This is a genomic window from Noviherbaspirillum sp. UKPF54, from assembly GCF_007874125.1.
In the GTDB taxonomy this organism is placed as follows: Bacteria; Pseudomonadota; Gammaproteobacteria; order Burkholderiales; family Burkholderiaceae_D; genus Noviherbaspirillum.
This window is the reverse complement of sequence record NZ_CP040128.1, coordinates 4,591,010-4,612,192: the sequence shown is the minus strand read 5'-3', so window position 1 is coordinate 4,612,192 and position 21,183 is coordinate 4,591,010. Positions and strand designations below refer to the sequence as shown.

The 21,183-nt window shown below is 57.5% G+C and carries 12 protein-coding genes, 2 tRNA genes, 3 rRNA genes and 2 pseudogenes; 6 read left to right on the top strand and 13 right to left on the bottom strand.

Features of this window, described 5'->3' with window-relative positions; translation table 11 throughout:
* Positions 1-11 precede the first annotated feature (11 nt).
* Together FAY22_RS21355 and FAY22_RS21350 are read right to left on the bottom strand one after the other, a co-directional pair.
* Positions 12-1,142 carry an aminopeptidase gene (locus tag FAY22_RS21355; RefSeq protein ID WP_146332881.1) on the bottom strand — a complete coding sequence of 377 codons (1,131 nt, stop codon included), beginning with the start codon at positions 1,140-1,142 and terminating at the stop codon, positions 12-14.
* Positions 1,143-1,145: 3 nt separating this feature from the next.
* Entirely contained in the window at positions 1,146-3,221 is a 2,076-nt protein-coding gene (locus FAY22_RS21350; RefSeq protein ID WP_146332879.1) for a molybdopterin-dependent oxidoreductase, read from the bottom strand.
* Between the two features lie 216 nt (positions 3,222-3,437).
* On the opposite strand from FAY22_RS21350, the gene FAY22_RS21345 reads away from it, so the two are divergent.
* Together FAY22_RS21345 and FAY22_RS21340 are read left to right on the top strand one after the other, a co-directional pair.
* Complete coding sequence (locus FAY22_RS21345; RefSeq protein ID WP_146332877.1) at positions 3,438-4,631, top strand: M20 aminoacylase family protein; 1,194 nt, start codon at positions 3,438-3,440, stop codon at positions 4,629-4,631.
* 14 nt (positions 4,632-4,645) lie between these two features.
* A complete protein-coding gene (locus tag FAY22_RS21340) occupies positions 4,646-5,659 on the top strand; it encodes a DUF2891 domain-containing protein (RefSeq protein ID WP_146332876.1) in 1,014 nt (337 codons plus the stop codon).
* A gap of 10 nt (positions 5,660-5,669) precedes the next feature.
* Here the strand turns inward: FAY22_RS21340 and FAY22_RS21335 are convergent, their stop codons facing one another.
* Both FAY22_RS21335 and FAY22_RS21330 read right to left on the bottom strand, forming a co-directional pair.
* Positions 5,670-7,451: an ABC transporter ATP-binding protein/permease gene (locus FAY22_RS21335; RefSeq protein WP_146332874.1), complete on the bottom strand. Its 1,782-nt coding sequence runs from the start codon at positions 7,449-7,451 to the stop codon at positions 5,670-5,672.
* Positions 7,452-7,541: 90 nt separating this feature from the next.
* Positions 7,542-8,402: an NAD(P)-dependent oxidoreductase gene (locus tag FAY22_RS21330; protein ID WP_246860783.1), complete on the bottom strand. Its 861-nt coding sequence runs from the start codon at positions 8,400-8,402 to the stop codon at positions 7,542-7,544.
* 118 nt (positions 8,403-8,520) lie between these two features.
* Between FAY22_RS21330 and FAY22_RS21325 the strand changes: the two genes are divergently transcribed.
* Positions 8,521-9,411, top strand: a complete 891-nt coding sequence (locus tag FAY22_RS21325; RefSeq protein WP_146332872.1) for an SMP-30/gluconolactonase/LRE family protein — start codon at positions 8,521-8,523, stop codon at positions 9,409-9,411.
* Between the two features lie 61 nt (positions 9,412-9,472).
* A complete protein-coding gene (locus FAY22_RS21320) occupies positions 9,473-10,096 on the top strand; it encodes an acyloxyacyl hydrolase (RefSeq protein WP_246860599.1) in 624 nt (207 codons plus the stop codon).
* Positions 10,097-10,268: 172 nt separating this feature from the next.
* Here the strand turns inward: FAY22_RS21320 and FAY22_RS21315 are convergent.
* Positions 10,269-11,268: pseudogene (locus FAY22_RS21315) on the bottom strand (IS3 family transposase); the annotation flags it as partial.
* A gap of 69 nt (positions 11,269-11,337) precedes the next feature.
* Here FAY22_RS21315 and FAY22_RS21310 point away from each other — a divergent pair.
* Positions 11,338-12,458 (top strand): IS3 family transposase gene (locus tag FAY22_RS21310; RefSeq protein ID WP_146333116.1). Its coding sequence is split into 2 segments (ribosomal slippage): positions 11,338-11,581 and positions 11,581-12,458, totalling 1,122 coding nucleotides; the frame shifts between segments, so codons are not numbered across the junction.
* A gap of 56 nt (positions 12,459-12,514) precedes the next feature.
* Here FAY22_RS21310 and FAY22_RS22705 read toward each other — a convergent pair.
* The 7 genes and pseudogenes from FAY22_RS22705 to FAY22_RS21280 form a co-directional block, all read right to left on the bottom strand.
* Positions 12,515-12,604 (bottom strand): annotated as a pseudogene (locus FAY22_RS22705) (transposase); the annotation flags it as partial.
* Between the two features lie 185 nt (positions 12,605-12,789).
* Positions 12,790-12,902 (bottom strand): 5S ribosomal RNA (gene rrf, locus FAY22_RS21305).
* Positions 12,903-13,048: 146 nt separating this feature from the next.
* Positions 13,049-15,924: ribosomal RNA gene (locus tag FAY22_RS21300) — 23S ribosomal RNA — on the bottom strand.
* A gap of 287 nt (positions 15,925-16,211) precedes the next feature.
* A tRNA-Ala gene (locus tag FAY22_RS21295) sits at positions 16,212-16,287 on the bottom strand.
* Positions 16,288-16,296: 9 nt separating this feature from the next.
* Positions 16,297-16,373: transfer RNA gene (locus FAY22_RS21290), tRNA-Ile, on the bottom strand.
* Between the two features lie 63 nt (positions 16,374-16,436).
* A 16S ribosomal RNA gene (locus FAY22_RS21285) occupies positions 16,437-17,967 on the bottom strand.
* Together the 16S, 23S and 5S rRNA genes with 2 tRNA genes alongside form the textbook arrangement of a ribosomal RNA operon.
* Before the next feature lie 490 nt (positions 17,968-18,457).
* A complete protein-coding gene (locus FAY22_RS21280; protein ID WP_146332870.1) occupies positions 18,458-19,234 on the bottom strand; it encodes an enoyl-CoA hydratase in 777 nt (258 codons plus the stop codon).
* 239 nt (positions 19,235-19,473) lie between these two features.
* On the opposite strand from FAY22_RS21280, the gene FAY22_RS21275 reads away from it, so the two are divergent.
* Positions 19,474-19,917: a bacteriohemerythrin gene (locus FAY22_RS21275; protein ID WP_146332868.1), complete on the top strand. Its 444-nt coding sequence runs from the start codon at positions 19,474-19,476 to the stop codon at positions 19,915-19,917.
* Here FAY22_RS21275 and FAY22_RS21270 read toward each other — a convergent pair whose 3' ends face one another.
* Positions 19,918-21,099, bottom strand: coding sequence for a murein transglycosylase A (locus tag FAY22_RS21270; protein ID WP_146332866.1), 1,182 nt, complete (start codon positions 21,097-21,099; stop codon positions 19,918-19,920).
* Between the last annotated feature and the right edge of the window lie 84 nt (positions 21,100-21,183).

Below are 21,183 nucleotides of genomic sequence, written 5' to 3'. Positions count from 1 at the left end.
TTGCCTGTAGATTATTGCGCTGCAGCCTGTTCCGGCTTCGCGTCTAGCCTGACCGGCATCGCTTCAGCGCCGTCCGGCCCGGCGGCCATGGTGGGCGGCGGGCTCATCGCCGCCAGTTGCCGGTGCCGCTCATTCTCGTCGAGCGAGGCCAGCCGTTTGACCGCCTGGTAGAACTTGTCGAACCGCTTTTGCTGCATCAGCAGCGCCTTAAAGCCGGGCACGAAATCGTGGTACGTCGCGATGGCGGACAGATGGGCGTTCGACAATGGCTCGGCGAACCAGCGGTCGTAGCCGCTGTAGCCGCCCCAAGACGCCTTGAGCGCCTGGTAGTCATCCTTGAGCGACTGGAAAATTGCAGCCTTTTCCTTGCGCTTGTCGGTGTCGCTCGCATCGCGCTTGTAATTTTCTTCGAGCGCCTTGCGATGCTTCATCAGCAAGGCGAGAAAATCCCGCTTGCGGCCCTCGTATTCGGCATAGGTCTTGCGCATCTTGTCGTTGCCGTACATGGCGAGCCAGCGCTCGACGCCGGCTTCCTCGACGGCCACCGCGAACGATTCGTTAAAGCGCGAGTCGCCCGGCACGTACACCACCTGGTGCGCCAGTTCGTGGAACACCATGCGCGCCACTTCGCCATCGGGGTACTTGATGAAGGTAGACAGGACCGGGTCGCGGAACCAGCCCAGCGTCGAATAGGCCGGCACGCCCGACACTTCGACATCGTAGTGCTCGGCGCGCAACTCCTTCGCATACGACTGCGCATCATCCTTGCTGTAGTAGCCGCGATAATTTACGCAGCCGGCGACCGGGAAACACCATTGCAAGGGCTTCAGCGACAGCTCCGGCGTCGCGACCACGTTCCACATCACGAACGGGCGCTTGAGGTCGGCGTAGGTGGTAAAGGTGTCATTGTCGGGCAGCGCCAGTTCCTTGGCGGCGAAGGCGCGGATCTCCTTGACCTTGGTGAGCTTGTCGCGCAGCGTGTCGTTAAGGTCGCTCCTGGCGAGCCAGTCGTCGATCGGCTGCGCTTCGGCCAGCAGCGAAAACTGCCCCTGCGCGGCCTGCACAAAGTATCCCATCTGGGAACAGCCGCCGACCAGGGCCGCCACTCCGCAAAAAACCAACGCCCGCCACTTTATCTTCATGTCCTACGCTTTCTCCACCTGCACCAGCACGTCGTAAAACGTCGGCGCGTTACCCATGTCGGTCAAGCGCTGGCTGGTGACTTCATTGGCGTTCTTGCCATCGGCGGCGAACTTCTTCCACCAGATGGACAAACCGACCACCAGTCCCTGTCGTGCCCTGTCGGTCACGCGCGCTTTCGCAAAGAATGAGCCGCGCGCGTTGTGGATGCGTACCCGGTTGCCATCTTCAATGCCGCGTTCGATGGCATCGACAGGATGGATGTCCAGGTGCGGCTCGCCTTCCGTATCGCGCAGACTCTCCACATTGACGAAGGTGCTGTTTAGAAAGTTCCGCGCTGGCGGCGAAATCATCGCGAGCGGATATGTCTTCGCCAACTCCGGGTTGCTCGCTACCGATTCGTGCGGCGGGATATAGGTTGGCAAAGGGTCCAGTCCTTCGTGCAGCATGCGCTCGCAATAGAATTCGCATTTGCCCGACGGTGTGGGGAAGCCGCCCTCGGCAAACGGCGCGTCCGGCATGTTGAGCTTTTGCCAGCCCTTGCGCTTCAATGCATCCCAGTCGAAATGAATGGCGCGCTCGTTGGCGCGATTGAATGCCTGCGCCGCGATGTCGTCGTCGCTCTCGCGAAAGCAGGGGTCGTCAAAACCCATGCGCTGCGCCAGCAGGCGGAAGATTTCGGTGTTCGGCTTGGCTTCGCCCAGCGGCGCGATGGCCGCGTTGTTGGCCATCATGTACAAATGGCCATAAGTGGCATGGATGTCCACGTGCTCCAGCTGCGTGGTGGCCGGCAGCAGGATGTCGGCATAGTCGGCGGTGTCGGTCTGAAAATGCTCCAGCACGACGGTAAACAAATCCTCGCGCGCGAACCCTTGCGCCACCTTCGCCGACTCCGGCGCGACCGCCACCGGATTGGCGTTGTAGACGACCAGCGCCTCGATCCGCGGACCGAAGTCCGGCGCGGCGGCGCGCAGCAAGTCGTCGCCGATGGTGCTCATGTTGATGGTGCGCGGACGTTGCGCCGGCATGAGATCGGGGCGCTGCAGCGCACGGCTATTTTTCGGAAAGGAATCGGAGGACGATAGCTGCACGCCGCCGGCAGCGTGACGCCATGCCCCGACCAGCGCCGGCAGGCAGGCGATATTGCGCACCGCCATGCCGCCGCCGTGCACGCGCTGCACGCCATAGTTCAGGCGGATCGCCACGGCTTCGCCGCGTTGCGCCGTCGAACCGTATTCCCGCGCCAGCTGCTCGACCTCGGCAGCCGCAATGCCGCACACTTGCGCGGTGCGCTGCGGCGTCCACTCCTGCACTCGTTCCTTCAACTGATCGAAGCCGAGCGTGTGCCTTGCCACATAGTCTTCATCGATCAGCTTTTCCCTGATCAGCACGTGCATCAGCCCGAGCGCGAGCGCCGCGTCGGTGCCCGGCAGCAGCGCGATATGCTGGTGGCATTTTTCGGCGGTCAGCGAGCGGTAGGGATCGATGGCGATCAGCTTTGCGCCGCGCCGCTTGGCTTCCTGCGCGCGCATCCAGAAATGCAGGTTGGACGCGACCGGATTGCCGCCCCAGATCAGGATCAGGCGCGCGTTCTGGAACTGCTCGACGTCGGTGCCGATCCGGGCGCCGATCGTGTAGAGGTAGCCGGCGCCGCCGGCGGACGCGCAAATGGTGCGCTCCAGCAGCGATGCGCCCAGCTTGTGAAAGAAGCGCCCCGCCATCGATTCGCCCTGCACCAGCCCCATCGTGCCGGCATAGCTGTAGGGCAGGATCGCCTGCGGGTCGCGCGCGGCAATCGCCTTCAGGCGCGTCGCGATCGTGTCGAGCGCCTCGTCCCAGCCGATGCGCTCGAACTTTCCCTCGCCCTTCTTCCCCACCCGTTTCATCGGATACAGCAGGCGATCCTTGTGATAGGTGCGTTCGGCGTAACGCGACACCTTGGTGCACAGCGCGCCCGCGGTGGTCGGATGCTCCGGGTCGCCGCGCACCTGGGTGGCGACGCCATCCTGCACGGTCACCAGCAAGGCGCAGGTATCGGGGCAATCATGCGGGCAGGTAGCGCGAACAATCGAAACGGTCATGGGAATCTTCCACGTTATGCGCATGCATGGCATGCGGCGGCAAATCCTGGCGCGAACCGGGTTTTGCAATAGTTAAAATACGGGCTTCGAGCGTAAGCGTAATATATAGTCATTAAGTGCGCGTCATTAAGCGCGTGTCATTAAATGCGACAATGCATCAAAAGTATTCCGCCGTGCAACGCTATCCCTGTGCGCTGCCGACGCCTGGAGAAGACAATGAAGTTGCTTGACCCGATCACCCGTTTCCAATCCGAATTACAGCAGATCCGACGCGACATCCATGCGCATCCCGAACTGTGCTTCGAGGAGCAGCGAACCGCAGACCTCATCGCCTCGAAACTGACGCAATGGGGCATTCCAATCGACCGCGGCATGGGCGTGACCGGCGTGGTCGGCATCATCCAAAACGGCAGCAGCAAGCGCGCCATCGGCCTGCGCGCGGACATGGACGCCTTGCCGCTTCAGGAAGTCAACTCATTCCCGCACGCCTCGACCCATGCCGGGAAAATGCATGCCTGCGGCCACGACGGCCATGTCGCGATGCTGCTTGGCGCAGCCCATTACCTGGCCAGTCACCGCAATTTCGACGGCACCGTCTACCTGATTTTCCAGCCGGCGGAAGAAGGCGGCGGCGGCGCGAAGCGCATGATGGATGATGGCCTGTTTGCCAAATACCCGATGGATGCGGTGTTCGGCATGCACAACTGGCCGGGTGTGGCCGTCGGCACGTTCGGCGTCACAGCAGGCCCGATGATGGCGTCGTCCAACGAATTCGAAGTCATCGTCAAGGGCAAGGGCTCGCATGCGGCGCAGCCGCACAAGGGGATCGACCCGATCATGACGGCGATCCAGATCGCCCAGAGCTGGCAAACCATCATCACCCGCAACAAGAGCCCGATCGACGCCGGCGTCATCTCGATCACCCAAATCCACGCCGGCAGCGCCACCAACATCGTTCCCGACACCGCCACCCTGATCGGCACGGTGCGCACCTTCACCACTGAGACGCTCGACCTGATCGAACATCGCATGCGCGACGTGGCGCAGCACACGGCGGCCGCGTTCGACGCCGAAGTCGATTTCCGTTTCACCCGCAACTATCCGCCGCTGATCAACCATGCAAAGGAAACCGCATTCGCCGCCGAGGTGATGCGCTCCATCGTCGGCGACGATTGCGTCAACACGCAGGTCGAGCCGACCATGGGCGCGGAAGACTTCGCCTTCATGCTGCAGGAAAAACCGGGCTGCTATGTCTTCATCGGCAACGGCGAAGGCGCGCATCGCCATGACGGCCACGGCATGGGCCCCTGCAACCTGCACAATCCGAGCTACGACTTCAACGACGACCTGCTGCCGATCGGCGCAAGCTACTGGGTGCGCCTGGCCGAAGCGTACCTGCGCAGCGCATAACACGGCCGGCCGCCATGAACGCATCGCCGGCCGCGCCATACGCCAGCGCATTCTGCCGGGCTGCGCTGGCCAACATCGGGCAGGAATACCCGAACAATCCCGGCCATGTGCTCAACAGCGCGGCCGACCTGCAGTCGCCCCAGACAATTCATCCGCTGTTTTTCGGCAGTTACGACTGGCACTCCTGCGTCCACATGCACTGGCTGTTGGTGCGTCTGCTGTGCGGCTTTCCGGCGCTGCCTGAGATTCCACAGGTCCGGCAAACCCTCGACGCACATTTCACTGAAGCCAAGGTCGCAGCGGAAATCTCCTTCCTGCAGCAACCGTCGCGCCAGACCTTCGAGCGGCCCTACGGCTGGGCGTGGCTGCTGAAATTGCAGACGGCCCTGATCGAAGGCGCCAAGACAGATTCCGGGATGGCGCGCTGGCGCGATGTGCTGCAACCGCTGGCGGATCTGGTTGTCGAACGCTATCTGAATTTCCTGCCGCTGGCGCACTACCCGGTCCGGGCCGGTACGCATGGCAACAGCGCATTCAGCCTGCTGTTTGCGCTCGACTATGCCGAATGCAGCCAGCACTTCGCGCTGCGCAAGCTACTCTGCGACAAGGCGAACGCCTGGTTCGGGCGCGACCAGCGCTATCCGGCCGCCTACGAACCCAGTGGCGATGACTTTCTCTCCGGCGGCTTGATGGAAGCAGTCCTGATGCTGCGGGTGGTCGACGGCTGCAGCTATGCCGACTGGTGGGAAGTGTTTTGCCCACCGCCGAATGAGCTGCCAGTCTGGCTGAAGCCGGTGGCGGTATGTGACAGAAGCGATCCCAAACTCGCCCACCTGGACGGGCTGAATCTGACCCGCGCCTGGTGCTGGAAAATGCTTGCTCCGCAATTGCCCCAGACGCTGCAGGCGCCGGTTCATGAGGCGGTCGCGGCGCATCTTGCCGCGTCTCTGCCGCAGGCAACGGATGGCGACTATGCCGGAACACACTGGCTGGCCAGTTTTGCCTTCCTTGCCCTCGCTCAACCCTAGGGGCGATCGTCTAAGCCGTGGCGGTAGCAGCAATGGCCGTGGCGCGGATGGCATAGCGGGGCATACCCGTGTCCGTCGCCGTGTCATCCCGGCCCCAACCCTCGTGCACGAAGCGCCAGCGCAGATCATGGAAGCTGGCTACGGCTTCGCGGTGGGCGATGCTGATGATCGCGGCATCGGGCAGTTCGCGCGACACCAGTTCGTAGAGCCATGCTTCCGACTCCGGATCCAGCGCGCTGGTAGCCTCATCCAGAAAGACGATGCCGGGCCGCGTCAGCAGCACGCGCACGAAGGCAAGCCGCTGCTGCTCGCCGGGAGACAAGCGCTGGCTCCAGTTGTCGGCCATATCGAGGTGGTCCTTCAGATGCGACAGCCGGCACAGGTCGAGATAGTGCGCGATCGCCAAGTCCCGATACGCATGGTCAGCCGCGGGATAGGCGATGGCAGCGCGCAGGGTGCCGATCGGCAGATACGATTTTTGCGGCACGAACAATAGCCGTGCCTCCTGCGGCAGTTCCACCGTGCCGGCGCCGTAGGGCCAGATTCCGGCGATGGCGCGAAACAGCGTCGATTTGCCGCAACCAGAAGGCCCTTCGACCAGGATGCGCTGCCCGCGGTGGATCTCGAAGGATAGAGGGCGGGTCAGCGATTGGCCGTTGGGCAGATGCAATTGCACTCGGTCGGCCAGGATGGCGCCGACATTGTTACGTTCCACCGTAATGCCCCGCTCCTGGCTACGTGCCAGCGCGACGGCGGCATGAAAGCCTGCCAGACGGTTGACGCTGGCCTTCCATTCCGCGAGACGGTTGAACGCGGTCACGAACCACGACAGCGCGTCCTGCACCTGGCTGAACGCATCGCCGATCTGCGAATACACGCCAAGCGTGATGGCACCGGAAAAGTAGCGCGGCGCGGCCACCAGCATCGGGAAAATAATGGCGAATTGCGCGTAAAAGGTCGACACCACATTGAGCTGCTTGGTGGTGCGCATGATGCGCCACCAGTTGGCCCGGATCTGCTCGAACCGCCCATCCAGGTGCGCCTGTTCCTGCGCCTCGCCGCGGTACAGGGCGACCGCCTCGGCATTCTCGCGGATGCGGATCAGCCCGAAGCGGAAATTGGCCTCGTAGCGCTGCTGATGGAAGTTCTGGCGCACCAGCGGCCGGCCGACCAGCCAGACCATGCCGGAGCCGACGGCGGCGTAGGCGATGGCGAACCACACCATGTAGGCAGGAATGGTGAACTCCGTGCCCGCGAGCGCGAAGGCCAGCGGGCCGCTGACCGACCACAGGATGCCGATGAACGACACCAGCGTCACGACGCTCGACAGCAGTTCGAGCGACAGCATCAGCGTTTCGGTTGTCAGCATGTTCAGGTCTTCGGCAATCCGTTGATCGGGATTGTCCGCGATACGGCTTTGCTCGATGCGATAGTAGGCTTGATTGGCGAGCCACTCCCCCATGTAATGGCGCGTCAGCCAGGCGCGCCAGCGCATTTCCAGCGACTGCCTGAGGTAGACGCGGTAAATGGCGACCGTAATGTAGATGAAGGCGAGATAGGAAAAGCGCCACAACTGCTCCTTGAAGGCAGCGTAGTTCTTGCTTTCCAGCGCGTTGAAGGAATCTCGGCTCCAGGTATTGAACAGCACGTTCAGATACACCATCCCCAGCGCCAGGCCAATAACCGCGGCAAGCAGGCCGAGCGCTTTCCATTTTTCTTCCGACACCCAGTAAGGCTTGATCAACTGCCAGACGGCGCGCCAGTCGGTGCGTTCGGGATGCTGTTCTGTCATGGAGGGGATCGGTTCGTCGTGTCGTTAATTAGTGGTGGCGATGGAAAGCGAAAGCCGCGATCACCTCACGCATCGTCCCCGCGTCACCTGTCAAGGCAAGCGGTCCGGAGCGTCGCCGACACGCTTGCCAGGATTCAGTCGTTCCAGGGCGAGCAGCGCGGCCGATTGGTCGGCGTTCGGCAGAGTATCGAGAATGCTGCGGTAGGCTTGCGTCACCAGTTCGGTCACCGGCAAATGCACGCCTGCCGCTGCAGCGGCGATCAACACGTTTTCCAAATCTTTCGTCTGACTCTTGACCTGTCCACCGGGCATAAAGTTTCGTTCAAGCATGCGCTGACCGTGTACTTCGAGGATGCGGCTCTCGGCGAAGCCGCCGCGAATGGCAGTGCGCACCGCAACCGGATCGGCACCGCCAGCCTGCGCCAGCAACAGCGCTTCCGCAACGATCGCCAGCGTGCCGCCGACAATGAGCTGATTGCACAACTTGGCGACTTGCCCGCAGCCAGGCGGCCCCACCAAGGTCGGGCGGCCCATGACACGCAATACCGGTTCGGCCCTTGCAAAGTCTTCCTTATCCGCACCTGCCATGATGGCCAGAGTGCCTGTCTCTGCGCCGACGACGCCACCGGAAACCGGCGCATCGATGAAGGCGACGCCCCTTTCCAGCAATATGGTATGCATCGCTTGCGCTTCCGACTGCCGGGTTGAACTCATATCAATCACGAGCGCCCCGTGTTGCAGGGATGGCATGGCAAGCTGAATGACTTCGGCCACCGCAGGGCCGGCTTCGAGCATGGTAATGACAATATCCGCATCGCGTACCGCATCGGCCGGACTGTCTGCAACATCTGCGTGCAAGGCGCTGAGCGCCTCGGCCTTGCTGCGTGAACGGTTCCAGGCAACGAGGGAATAGCCGGCCTGCAACAGGCGCGTTGCCATTGGCCTTCCCATTAATCCAATACCAAGGAAAGCAACTTTGGGTAATGTCATTGATGCGGTCACGCTCGCTCCTTCGGCCAGTTGTTTTTCATAGCATAATGTGCATCATCATCTCAAATAAGTAGCGACCATGTCGATGCACGAAATTCGTCCCCTGCTCGATACGCCGATGCTGCTTGGAGAATGCCCGATGTGGCATCCGGACGAAGCGGCGCTTTACTGGATTGATATTGCGGCTAAAGAAGTGCACCGTTACCAGTCGGCGACGGGCGCTCATCAAGTCTTTCCCCTGCCATCCGAGCCGGGCTGCATCGCACGCTGCTCGAATGGCGGCCTGCTGGTCGCCATGCGCGCCGGCCTAGCCTTTCTTGACACCGGCGACGGCACGCTGAGCAAACTGGCGGACGCTCCATACGACCCGTCACGTGCTCGCTTCAACGACGGACGCTGCGACGCCGCCGGCAGGTTGTGGACCGGCTCACTGTACGATCCGCGGGACCGGCCAGGCGGCTCGCTTTTCTGCGTCGAACATGGCGCGATTCGCGATGCAGACAAGCCGGTAACGGTTTCCAACGGCGTTGCCTTCAGCATCGATAACCGAACGCTCTATCACACCGATACCACCGCCCACCGGATCACCGCCTATGAGTTCGACCTCGCCAGTGGGCAAATCGGCAAAGGGCGCCCATTCAAGCAGTTTTCCAGTGACAAATCGCATAACTATGGCGGACGCCCCGATGGCGCCGCGGTCGACAGCGAAGACACTTACTGGTGCGCGATGTATGAGGGCGGACGCATTCTCCGCCTGGCGCCAACGGGCGAGGTGCTGCTCGATATCCCATTGCCCGTGAAGTGCCCGACGATGGTGGCGTTCGGCGGCCCGGATCTCAAGACGCTCTATGTCACCTCCGCCCGTCACAACCGTCCGCAGGACGAGCTCGATCGCTATCCACTTTCAGGCTACGTATTGATGCTAGACGTGGATACGCCGGGCAGCGAGGAACACGCCTATATCCGCTAACGCCACGCGTAAATGTTCCTCGTACGACGCCTCCGGCCAGGGAAGGAGGCATTCCTCCGCCATGCAGCCAAGCAAAAGAGTAAGCCAACCGACGTCCGATTTGAATCATTATTACTTGGGAAAACCCATGATAACTACATGCAAGACTTTGAATATAGTGGCTGTTGCCTGCACTGCCGTTGTTTTGCAGATCGCGCCGATGACAGCACATGCGCTCGACTCGGCCACTATCGACTATGGTTCAGGTAATCAAACCCGTATGATTCGCGTCGGCATGCAGTGGAAATGGGAAAAGAAGTGGTGGCAATCTAATGGAAGCCACGTCGGTGGATATTGGGATTTGGGTCTTGCCCAATGGCGCGAAAGACGCTTTCAGGGCATGCCGAGCAACACACACAATCTTGCATCAATCGGAATGACTCCTGTGTTCCGTCTTCAGAGCGACTCGTTAACGGGTCCATACGGAGAAGTCGGAATCGGCATTCACTATCTTTCCGATCTATATAACAACAACGGACGGCAGCTCTCCACGAGATTCCAATTTGGCGATCGTATCGGGATGGGCTATGTATTTCACAACCAGCTTGATTTAGGGCTCATGTTCGAGCACTTCTCGAATGGCGGTATCAAAGCACCGAACTCCGGAGTCAACTTTGGCGTTGTTCGTGTGCGTTACCAGTTCTAGAGTATTTCCCCCCTGATCGACCGTAGCGTACATGCTGAATGTAACGGAATCTCTCAGTGGAGGGGTATTAGGATTCAATGGCGAATCAAAGTGAACAGCCAAGCGAAGTGGCGTCCAAACGCTTGAAGAGGGGGGTAATCCCCCCATTTTTGAAGCGGCCTGAGAGTAGAGATTATGCGGCCAAGGCCAATTTATGCTTCGGGGTGATGCCGCCGATGGCCATATTAGGGCGTTCGTGATTATAGGTCCACAGCCAGCGCGTCGCGTAATCCTGAACCTCTTCAATGCTGTCGAACAGATAGTGCGCCAGCCAGTCATAGGGAACGGTCCGGTTGTAGCGTTCGATGTACGCATTCTGCTGCGGCTTGCCGGGCTGAATGAATTCGACATGAATGCCACACCGACTTGCCCATGCCATCAGCGCCGCACTGACGTACTCGGGACCATTGTTACAACGAATCCTGTCCGGTCTGCCACGCCATTCGATGATCTGCTCCAGTGATCGAATCACTCGTTCGGACGGCAGCGAGAAGCCGACTTCGATGTTCAGCCCTTCGCGGTTGAAGTCGTCGATCACATTGAACAACCGGATGCTGCGGCCGTCTGCCAGTTGGTCGTGCATGAAGTCCATCGACCAGACTTGATTGATCGCTGTCGGTTCGGCCAGCGGCTCCGGCTTCTCGCGCACCAGGCGTTTCTTCGGCTTGATGCGCAGGTTAAGCTCCAGCTGCTGGTAGATCCGGTACACGCGCTTGTGATTCCAGCCGTAGCCTTTCACGTTACGCAGGTAAAGGAAGCACAGGCCGAAGCCCCAGTTGCGCTGGTTGGCCGTCAGCCGAATCAGCCAGTCGGCGATTTCATTGTTCTCTGAAGACCGTTTGGCCTGATACCGATAACAGGTCTGACTAATGCCAAACGCTTGGCATGCTGCCCGAATGCTGACGGCCTTGTCTTGCACTGCCCATTGCGCCATCTCGCGTCGTCGAGATGGCGCTACCACTTTTTTGTAGCGCCTCGGCGACGATCTCAGCCTTGAGCCGCTCTTCGGCATACATCTTCTTCAGGCGCCGGTTCTCTTCTTCGAGCTCCTTGAGCCTTGCCATCATCGACGGATCCATGCCGCCATAGCGGCTGCGCCACTTGTAAAACAGCGCTGAACTCATCCCGTGTTCATGATGTGCCCCCAATAAAGAGTGCCAATCGGGATCTAGTAAAGTTCGTTTTCGAAAGGGAGAATGAACGTGAAGAAGCGGTTTACCGACGAGCAGATTATTGGATTTCTGAAGCAGGCAGATGCCGGCGTATCGGTCAAAGAGCTGTGTCGACAGCATGGCTTTAGCGATGCATCGTTTTACACCTGGCGCGCCAAATTCGGCGGCATGACGGTGCCGGATGCGAAGCGGCTGCGGGACCTGGAAGCAGAGAATGCCCAGCTCAAGAAACTGTTGGCCGAATCAATGCTGGATGCAGAAGCTCTGAAAGTGGCGTTAGGCCGAAAGCACTGAACCCACAGGCCAAGCGTGAGATGGTCGCAGCGATGCGGGAGAAGACTACGATTTCCGAGCGCCGCGCCTGTCTGCTTGTGGGGCTGTCACGCACTGTCTTGCACTACCAGGGCAAGGCACAACCCGAGAACGAGCAATTGCAGGCTCGCATGGTTGAACTGGCCGGCGAACGCCGCCGCTTTGGCTATCGTCGCCTGCATGCGCTGTTACGACGTGAAGGCATCGAGGCAAATCACAAACGGATCTTTCGTCTTTATCAGGGCGCTGGCCTGGCGGTAAAGCGCCGGCGCAAGCGGCATGGTGTAGCAGTCGAACGGGAGCAACTGGTACTGCCAAGCCGGCCCAATGAAGTATGGTCTATGGATTTCGTCAGCGATGCGCTGGCCAATGGCCGCAGGATCAAGGTGTTGACCATCGTGGACGACTTCACCAAGGAGTCGGTCGACTTGGTGGCTGAGCATGGCATTTCCGGTCACTACGTCGTTCGCGTGCTGGAGCGAGCAGCGCAGTTCCGTGGTTTGCCATCAGCAATCCGAACGGATCAGGGTCCGGAGTTCACCGGCAAGGCATTGGATCAGTGGGCGTATCAGAATGGCGTGCAACTCAAGCTGATTGAGCCGGGCAAGCCAACGCAGAACGCCTACATCGAGAGTTTCAATGGTCGCTTCAGAGATGAATGCCTGAACGACCACTGGTTCACCAGCCTGGCGGAAGCGCGCATTCGAATCGCGGCATGGCGGCGCGATTACAATGAGCATCGGCCGCATAGCGCATTGAACTACCAGACACCAGCCGAATTTGCTGCAAGCTGCCGGACAAACCGGCTGCCAAAGGCCGGCGAGCAGGAAAGAATTTGATGTTTTTAATTGGACTTTGCTAGAAGGCCCCTGGCACTACGAATGGGGGCACATCATTCACGGCACAGCTCCGGGACCGGTGTACCGGCTTCGGCCTGCTTGAGAATGGCGATGATCTGGCTTTCCGAAAAGCACGACTTCTTCATGTAAAACTTCCTCGTTTCTGATTGGAGAAAATTCTACTTTCAAATCCGCTTCTTTTTCGGGGGATTACCAGGGCGTTCGACATACGGGCAGCCGTTTTCTGATCGCGCTGCGGGGAGTGATTGGAGGGCTGACCAAAGCAAAACGCCCCGAGCAGTTGGATGCTGGGGGCGTTTTTGGGTAACAAGCCTGACGATAACCTACTTTCACACTGGTTGCAGCACTATCATCGGCGCGAAGTCGTTTCACGGTCCTGTTCGGGATGGGAAGGGGTGGTACCAACTCGCTATGGTCATCAGGCATAACTTGTAAAGCCGGTTGTTCAGCGGTTGCTGCAACAAACGGCCCAATCTGGAAAGAAGTAGCAATCAGGGGTACTACAAATTTTGGCGGGTGTGATGAATCAGTCATTCACACGCTTACTTGCCTATACCTGCTAAGGTTATAGGGACAAGCCGCACGGGCAATTAGTATCAGTTAGCTTAACGCATTACTGCGCTTCCACACCTGACCTATCAACGTCCTGGTCTCGAACGACCCTTTAGGGGAATCAAGTTCCCGGGAAGTCTCATCTTGAGGCAAGTTTCCCGCTTAGATGCTTTCAGCGGTTATCTCTTCCGAACTTAGCTACCCGGCAATGCCACTGGCGTGACAACCGGTACACCAGAGGTTCGTCCACTCCGGTCCTCTCGTACTAGGAGCAGCCCCCCTCAAACTTCCAACGCCCACGGCAGATAGGGACCAAACTGTCTCACGACGTTTTAAACCCAGCTCACGTACCACTTTAAATGGCGAACAGCCATACCCTTGGGACCGGCTACAGCCCCAGGATGTGATGAGCCGACATCGAGGTGCCAAACTCCCCCGTCGATATGAACTCTTGGGAGGAATCAGCCTGTTATCCCCAGAGTACCTTTTATCCGTTGAGCGATGGCCCTTCCATACAGAACCACCGGATCACTATGTCCTACTTTCGTACCTGCTCGACTTGTCAGTCTCGCAGTTAAGCACGCTTATGCCATTGCACTATTAGCACGATGTCCGACCGTACCTAGCGTACCTTCGAACTCCTCCGTTACACTTTGGGAGGAGACCGCCCCAGTCAAACTGCCTACCATGCACTGTCCCCGACCCGGATAACGGGCCAAGGTTAGAACCTCAAACAAACCAGGGTGGTATTTCAAGGACGGCTCCACGAGAACTAGCGTCCTCGCTTCAAAGCCTCCCACCTATCCTACACAGATTGGTTCAAAGTCCAATGCAAAGCTACAGTAAAGGTTCATGGGGTCTTTCCGTCTAGCCGCGGGTAGATTGCATCATCACAAACACTTCAACTTCGCTGAGTCTCGGGAGGAGACAGTGTGGCCATCGTTACGCCATTCGTGCAGGTCGGAACTTACCCGACAAGGAATTTCGCTACCTTAGGACCGTTATAGTTACGGCCGCCGTTTACTGGGACTTCAATCAAGAGCTTGCACCCCATCATTTAATCTTCCAGCACCGGGCAGGCGTCACACCCTATACGTCCACTTTCGTGTTTGCAGAGTGCTGTGTTTTTATTAAACAGTCGCAGCCACCAGTTTATTGCAACCCCTTCACCCTCCTGGCGCAGGCCAGTCAAGCTACAAGGGCGTACCTTATCCCGAAGTTACGGTACCAATTTGCCGAGTTCCTTCTCCCGAGTTCTCTCAAGCGCCTTAGAATACTCATCTCGCCCACCTGTGTCGGTTTGCGGTACGGTCTCGTTAGACTGAAGCTTAGAGGCTTTTCTTGGAACCACTTCCGATTGCTTCGCGGCACAAGGCCGCTCGTCCCATACCCTTGAATTACGCCAGCGGATTTGCCTACTGGCCTTCTTTGATACAGGAACCGGGACATCCAACACCCGGACAACCTTCCGCGATCCGTCCCCCCATCGCATCTAACGACGGTGCAGGAATATTAACCTGCTTCCCATCAGCTACGCATCTCTGCCTCGCCTTAGGGGCCGACTCACCCTGCTCCGATGAACGTTGAACAGGAAACCTTGGGCTTACGGCGTGCGGGCCTTTCACCCGCATTATCGCTACTCATGTCAGCATTCGCACTTCTGATACCTCCAGCATCCTTTACAAGACACCTTCGCAGGCTTACAGAACGCTCTCCTACCATCTGCATTACTGCAGATCCGCAGCTTCGGTGACTGGCTTAGCCCCGTTACATCTTCCGCGCAGGACGACTCGATCAGTGAGCTATTACGCTTTCTTTAAAGGATGGCTGCTTCTAAGCCAACCTCCTGACTGTTTTAGCCTTCCCACTTCGTTTTCCACTTAGCCAATCTTTGGGACCTTAGCTGGCGGTCTGGGTTGTTTCCCTCTTGACGTCGGACGTTAGCACCCGGCGTCTGTCTCCCAAGCTCGCACTCACCGGTATTCGGAGTTTGCAATGGTTTGGTAAGTCGCGATGACCCCCTAGCCATAACAGTGCTCTACCCCCGGTGGTGATACTTGAGGCACTACCTAAATAGTTTTCGGAGAGAACCAGCTATTTCCAGATTTGTTTAGCCTTTCACCCCTATCCACAGCTCATCCCCTAGTTTTTCAACACTAGTGGGTTCGGACCTCCAGTGCGTGTTACCGCACCTTCATCCTGGCCATGGATAGATCATCTGGTTTCGGGTCTACACCCAGCGACTGAACGCCCTATTCGGACTCGCTTTCGCTACGCCTTCCCTACACGGTTAAGCTTGCCACTGAATGTAAGTCGCTGACCCATTATACAAAAGGTACGCAGTCACCCCTTACGAGGCTCCTACTGTTTGTATGCACACGGTTTCAGGATCTATTTCACTCCCCTTCCGGGGTTCTTTTCGCCTTTCCCTCACGGTACTGGTTCACTATCGGTCGATATCGAGTATTTAGCCTTGGAGGATGGTCCCCCCATGTTCAGACAGGGTTTCACGTGCCCCGCCCTACTTGTCGCAAGCTTAGTTCCACAATCCAGATTTCGCATACGGGGCTATCACCCGCTATGGCTGCACTTTCCAGAGCATTTTGCTATCTCGACTGCTAAATCTTGCAGGCTGTTCCCATTTCGCTCGCCACTACTTTGGGAATCTCGGTTGATTTCTTTTCCTGTAGCTACTTAGATGTTTCAGTTCGCCACGTTCGCTTCACACACCTATGTATTCAGTGTGAGATGACCCAAAGGGCCGGGTTTCCCCATTCGGAAATCTGCGGATCAAAGCTTGTTTGCCAGCTCCCCGCAGCTTATCGCAGGCTACAACGTCCTTCATCGCCTGATATCGCCAAGGCATCCACCATGTGCACTTAGTCGCTTGTCCCTATAACGTTAGCTTCTCTTGCAAGAAACGCTATAGAGCTTGAGTTTGCGTGCCGTATTCCAGAACTTGTCGCTCGTATTTCTACTTGCGAGAACTCTTTCATACTAATGATTGATACAATCACAACCCACCAGTCGTCACCAATACGTCATCACAACATATCAGCTCCAACTGATAAATCTTTACTACTTCTTCCAGATTGTTAAAGAACAAAAACAGCCTATCGATCGTAAAAGATCAAACCTAAATCACCTCGCCACCCTGGCGATGACTTAGGTTTGATGTCTTGGTGGAGGTTGACGGGATCGAACCGACGACCCCCTGCTTGCAAAGCAGGTGCTCTCCCAGCTGAGCTAAACCCCCAATATCCGATGGTGGGTCTAGTTGGGCTCGAACCAACGACCCCCGCGTTATCAACACGGTGCTCTAACCAGCTGAGCTACAGACCCATTGCTGTTCTCGAATAACACACCGATAAGTGTGAACGCTTGATTTCTGCGCGGATACTCTAGAAAGGAGGTGATCCAGCCGCACCTTCCGATACGGCTACCTTGTTACGACTTCACCCCAGTCACGAATCCTACCGTGGTAAGCGCCCTCCTTGCGGTTAGGCTACCTACTTCTGGTAAAACCCGCTCCCATGGTGTGACGGGCGGTGTGTACAAGACCCGGGAACGTATTCACCGCGACATGCTGATCCGCGATTACTAGCGATTCCAACTTCATGTAGTCGAGTTGCAGACTACAATCCGGACTACGATACACTTTCTGGGATTAGCTCCCCCTCGCGGGTTGGCAGCCCTCTGTATGTACCATTGTATGACGTGTGAAGCCCTACCCATAAGGGCCATGAGGACTTGACGTCATCCCCACCTTCCTCCGGTTTGTCACCGGCAGTCTCATTAGAGTGCCCTTTCGTAGCAACTAATGACAAGGGTTGCGCTCGTTGCGGGACTTAACCCAACATCTCACGACACGAGCTGACGACAGCCATGCAGCACCTGTGTGATGGCTCCCTTTCGGGCACTCCTCAATCTCTCAAGGATTCCATCCATGTCAAGGGTAGGTAAGGTTTTTCGCGTTGCATCGAATTAATCCACATCATCCACCGCTTGTGCGGGTCCCCGTCAATTCCTTTGAGTTTTAATCTTGCGACCGTACTCCCCAGGCGGTCAACTTCACGCGTTAGCTGCGTTACCAAGGAAATTAATCCCCGACAACTAGTTGACATCGTTTAGGGCGTGGACTACCAGGGTATCTAATCCTGTTTGCTCCCCACGCTTTCGTGCATGAGCGTCAGTGTTATCCCAGGGGGCTGCCTTCGCCATCGGTATTCCTCCACATATCTACGCATTTCACTGCTACACGTGGAATTCTACCCCCCTCTGACACACTCTAGCCGTGCAGTCACAAAGGCAGTTCCCAGGTTAAGCCCGGGGATTTCACCTCTGTCTTGCACAACCGCCTGCGCACGCTTTACGCCCAGTAATTCCGATTAACGCTTGCACCCTACGTATTACCGCGGCTGCTGGCACGTAGTTAGCCGGTGCTTATTCTTCCGGTACCGTCATCCCTTCCGGATATTAGCCAGAAGGATTTCTTCCCGAACAAAAGTGCTTTACAACCCGAAGGCCTTCTTCACACACGCGGCATTGCTGGATCAGGGTTGCCCCCATTGTCCAAAATTCCCCACTGCTGCCTCCCGTAGGAGTCTGGGCCGTGTCTCAGTCCCAGTGTGGCTGGTCGTCCTCTCAGACCAGCTACTGATCGTCGCCTTGGTAGGCTTTTACCCCACCAACTAGCTAATCAGATATCGGCCGCTCTAAGAGCATGAGGTCTTGCGATCCCCCACTTTCACCCGTAGGTCGTATGCGGTATTAGCTAGTCTTTCGACTAGTTATCCCCCACTCTAAGGCACGTTCCGATATGTTACTCACCCGTTCGCCACTCGCCGCCAGGCCGAAGCCCGCGCTGCCGTTCGACTTGCATGTGTAAGGCATGCCGCCAGCGTTCAATCTGAGCCAGGATCAAACTCTTCAGTTCAATTCCTGTTTTGTGCCGTTTTACCGGCAGGTTCCTAAGAACCGTCGCTCACTCAAAATACTGACTAGGTCCGTTCTTGCGAACTTACCTGTATTTCTTGCGAGCACTTGATATGCTTTGAGCTTCGGCAGCTTCCGCCACCGCCGCACGCCCACCAAGCGCCCACACTTATCGGCTGTTACTTGTTAAAGAACTTGTCCTGCCGTCGCTTTCGCAACTCGCTAACAAAGCGTTTTGTTTGTCAGCAGCAGAGAAATGAGATTATGAAGCGCTTTATTGCTTGCGTCAAGCGTTTTATTTCATCTTGTTCGCGAGCATTTGTTGCTAACCGCTTCTTTTTGCAAGACTTTTCAGGCTTGCAATCTACCAACGAATCGTTTTATTCGTCAGCAGCAAAGAGGCGAGATTATGACTACTTCTCTCAGTGCCGTCAACTGCTTTGCAGAAGTAGTTGACGGCGATCTTTCTTGCCCTTCCAACACCTCGTACGTCAGTTATTGCGGAAGCTCGGCGCACGCTTTTCGACAAACGCCGCCATCCCCTCTTTCTGGTCCTCAGTGGCGAAGGTGCTATGAAACAAGCGTCGTTCATATTGAATACCTTCTGCCAAGGTTGTTTCATAGGATCGATTCACCGATTCCTTGATCATCATAACAATAGGTAGAGACATGCCGGCGATAGCCTTGGCTGCTGCCATTGCTTCGTCTATCAGTTTGTCGGCCGGGACAACACGCGAAACCAATCCTGCCCGCTCAGCCTCCGCCGCGTCCATCATCCGCGCAGTCAGACATAGGTCCATGGCCTTTGACTTGGAAATTGCGCGCGGAAGCCGCTGTGTCCCCCCAGCACCTGGCATAGTCCCCAACTTGACTTCAGGTTGTCCGAATTTGGCTGTCTCGGCCGCGATGATGAAGTCGCACATCATCGCCAGTTCGCAGCCGCCGCCAAGTGCATATCCAGCGACGACCGCAATCACCGGCTTGCGCACCCGCCGAATCTGCTCCCAGTTGCGGGTGATGTAATCACCTTTGTACACATCCATGAATGTGTACTTGGCCATGGCACCAATATCTGCCCCGGCCGCGAACGCCTTTTCGCTGCCGGTAATGACGATGCAGCCAATATTGTCATCGGAGTCGAACTTCAATAACGCATCTCCCAGTTCGTCCATCAACTGATCATTCAATGCGTTCAAAGCCTTGGGGCGATTGAGCTGAATGACCCCGACTTTTTCACGTGTGTCGACCAAGATATTTTCATACGCCATTTTTACGCTCCTTGACAAAAAGGTAAGCCGCCATTGTACCGTCTCGACAATGCCAAGCCGCCCCTCTGAAGTCAGGCGTTACGCCAGGGCTCGCTTGAGACATATCAAATGGGTCCTGGACTGAACAAGTAGCATAATCTGAACAGGTGAACAGCAAGCTCCCTACCCTAGTCACCGACCATCAAGCACCGCAACTCTGCTTCCCGCCGCGTTCACTTCTATACAACGGAGGGTCACCGATGTTAAATACCACTTGGCCATCCGATGAACCGCTCGGCGTCATCGCTTTGGATCGCTTGCATGACGATTTATTTGGCATGCTAGACAAGCTGTCGAGTGCGCAAGATCATGAATTCGGAAATGGATACATCGCTCTTGTTCAGCAAATGGAACATGCTTTTGAAACAGAAGAGCGATGGATGGAAGAAATGGACTTCCAGTCACTGAAAGTTCATCGCGAACAACATGCACGGGTGCTCGGAGCGCTGCACAACGTGAACTGCCGCGTAATGAATGGAGAACTCGGCGTGGGACGAGAGGTGGTCAGGGAATTGCTGCCGCAATGGTTTGCCTTCCACATTTCCACCATGGATGCGACCCTGGCGCGCAGCATGCAGACAATGACCGCCCGAGCGGCAGGAATTCCCCACCCCGCGGCGGCTGAGCCGCTTGGCCCGCATTGATTAACGCAGCTTCGGCAGCAGCACCCACATCATGCCGCGCTGCTTCATCTTGCCCGCCTTGTCGCCGGCTTCCGTGCCGAAGCCCCAGAAGTAATCGGCACGAACGGCATTGCGAATCGCGCCGCCGGTATCCTGCGCCATTGTCAGTCGCTGCATTGGCGTGTCCGCGCCCGGCTGGGTTGTAGCCAGAAATACCGGCGCGCCGAGCGGGATGAATTGCGCATCCACGGCTATGGAGCGGCGGGGCGTCAGCGGTACGCCAAGCGCCCCTTTCGGCCCCTTGCTCGGATCGATGACTTTCTCTTCCTTGAAAAAAACATAACTCGGGTTCGCGTTCAGCAACTCTTGACGACGTTCCGGGTGGACGACAAACCATGTCTTGATGTTTTGGGCTGATGCCTGTTCCAGCGACATCTCCCCTTTGTCGACCAGATAGCGGCCGATCGACTTGTAGGGATATCCATTCTGGTCGGCATAGGCAACTCGCACCGTTTCCTTTGTGTCGGCCAGCTGTACGCGCCCGGAGCCCTGCACTTGCAGGAAAAATGCCTCAATCGCATCGTCCACCCAAAGCAGTTCCTTGCCGACCAGAATATCGGACTGCATCAGCTCGGCACGCGACAGATATGGCACGACCTTGTTGCCCACCACGCGGCCGCGCAGGCGCATACTTTTCAATTCGGGATAGAGCGCGGTCAGATCGATAGTCAGCATGTCATCCGGGGCGCGATGCAGCGGGATCTGGTACGGGCCGCCTCTCTTGCGCGCACCGTGCAAGAGAGGCTCGTAGTACCCAGTCACCAGGCCGGTATCGCTTCCATCCGGATTGACGACCTGATGCGGTACCAGGAACGCTTCAAAGAAGGCGCGAATAGTCTTGTCCTTGCCTGCATCGACGTCGCGCGCGACAGCACACGGCTCACGCCATTCGGGTTTCTTGGCCAATATGGCGCAGGATGCCAGAAAGGCTGGCCAAGCTTCGCGCAAATCATCTTTGCCCCAGCCCGGCAGTGCCGCAAAGCTTGTCGGCTTGAGCAACTCCTTCGGACCTTCCGGCTGCGTCACAGCGGACGTCGGCGGCGGGCATTTGCATGACTGTTCCGGCGGAACGATTGTGCAAGCGGCCAAGCCGAATACGACTGCCGCCGTCGATGCGAGTAAACTGGGGCGAATGAATGACATTGAGGGAAAGCTATGTGGCTGTTGATGCTTGAAGCAGGAGTCGCCCTGTTCTTGCTGGTGTTTATTGTATGGTGGACGATGTTC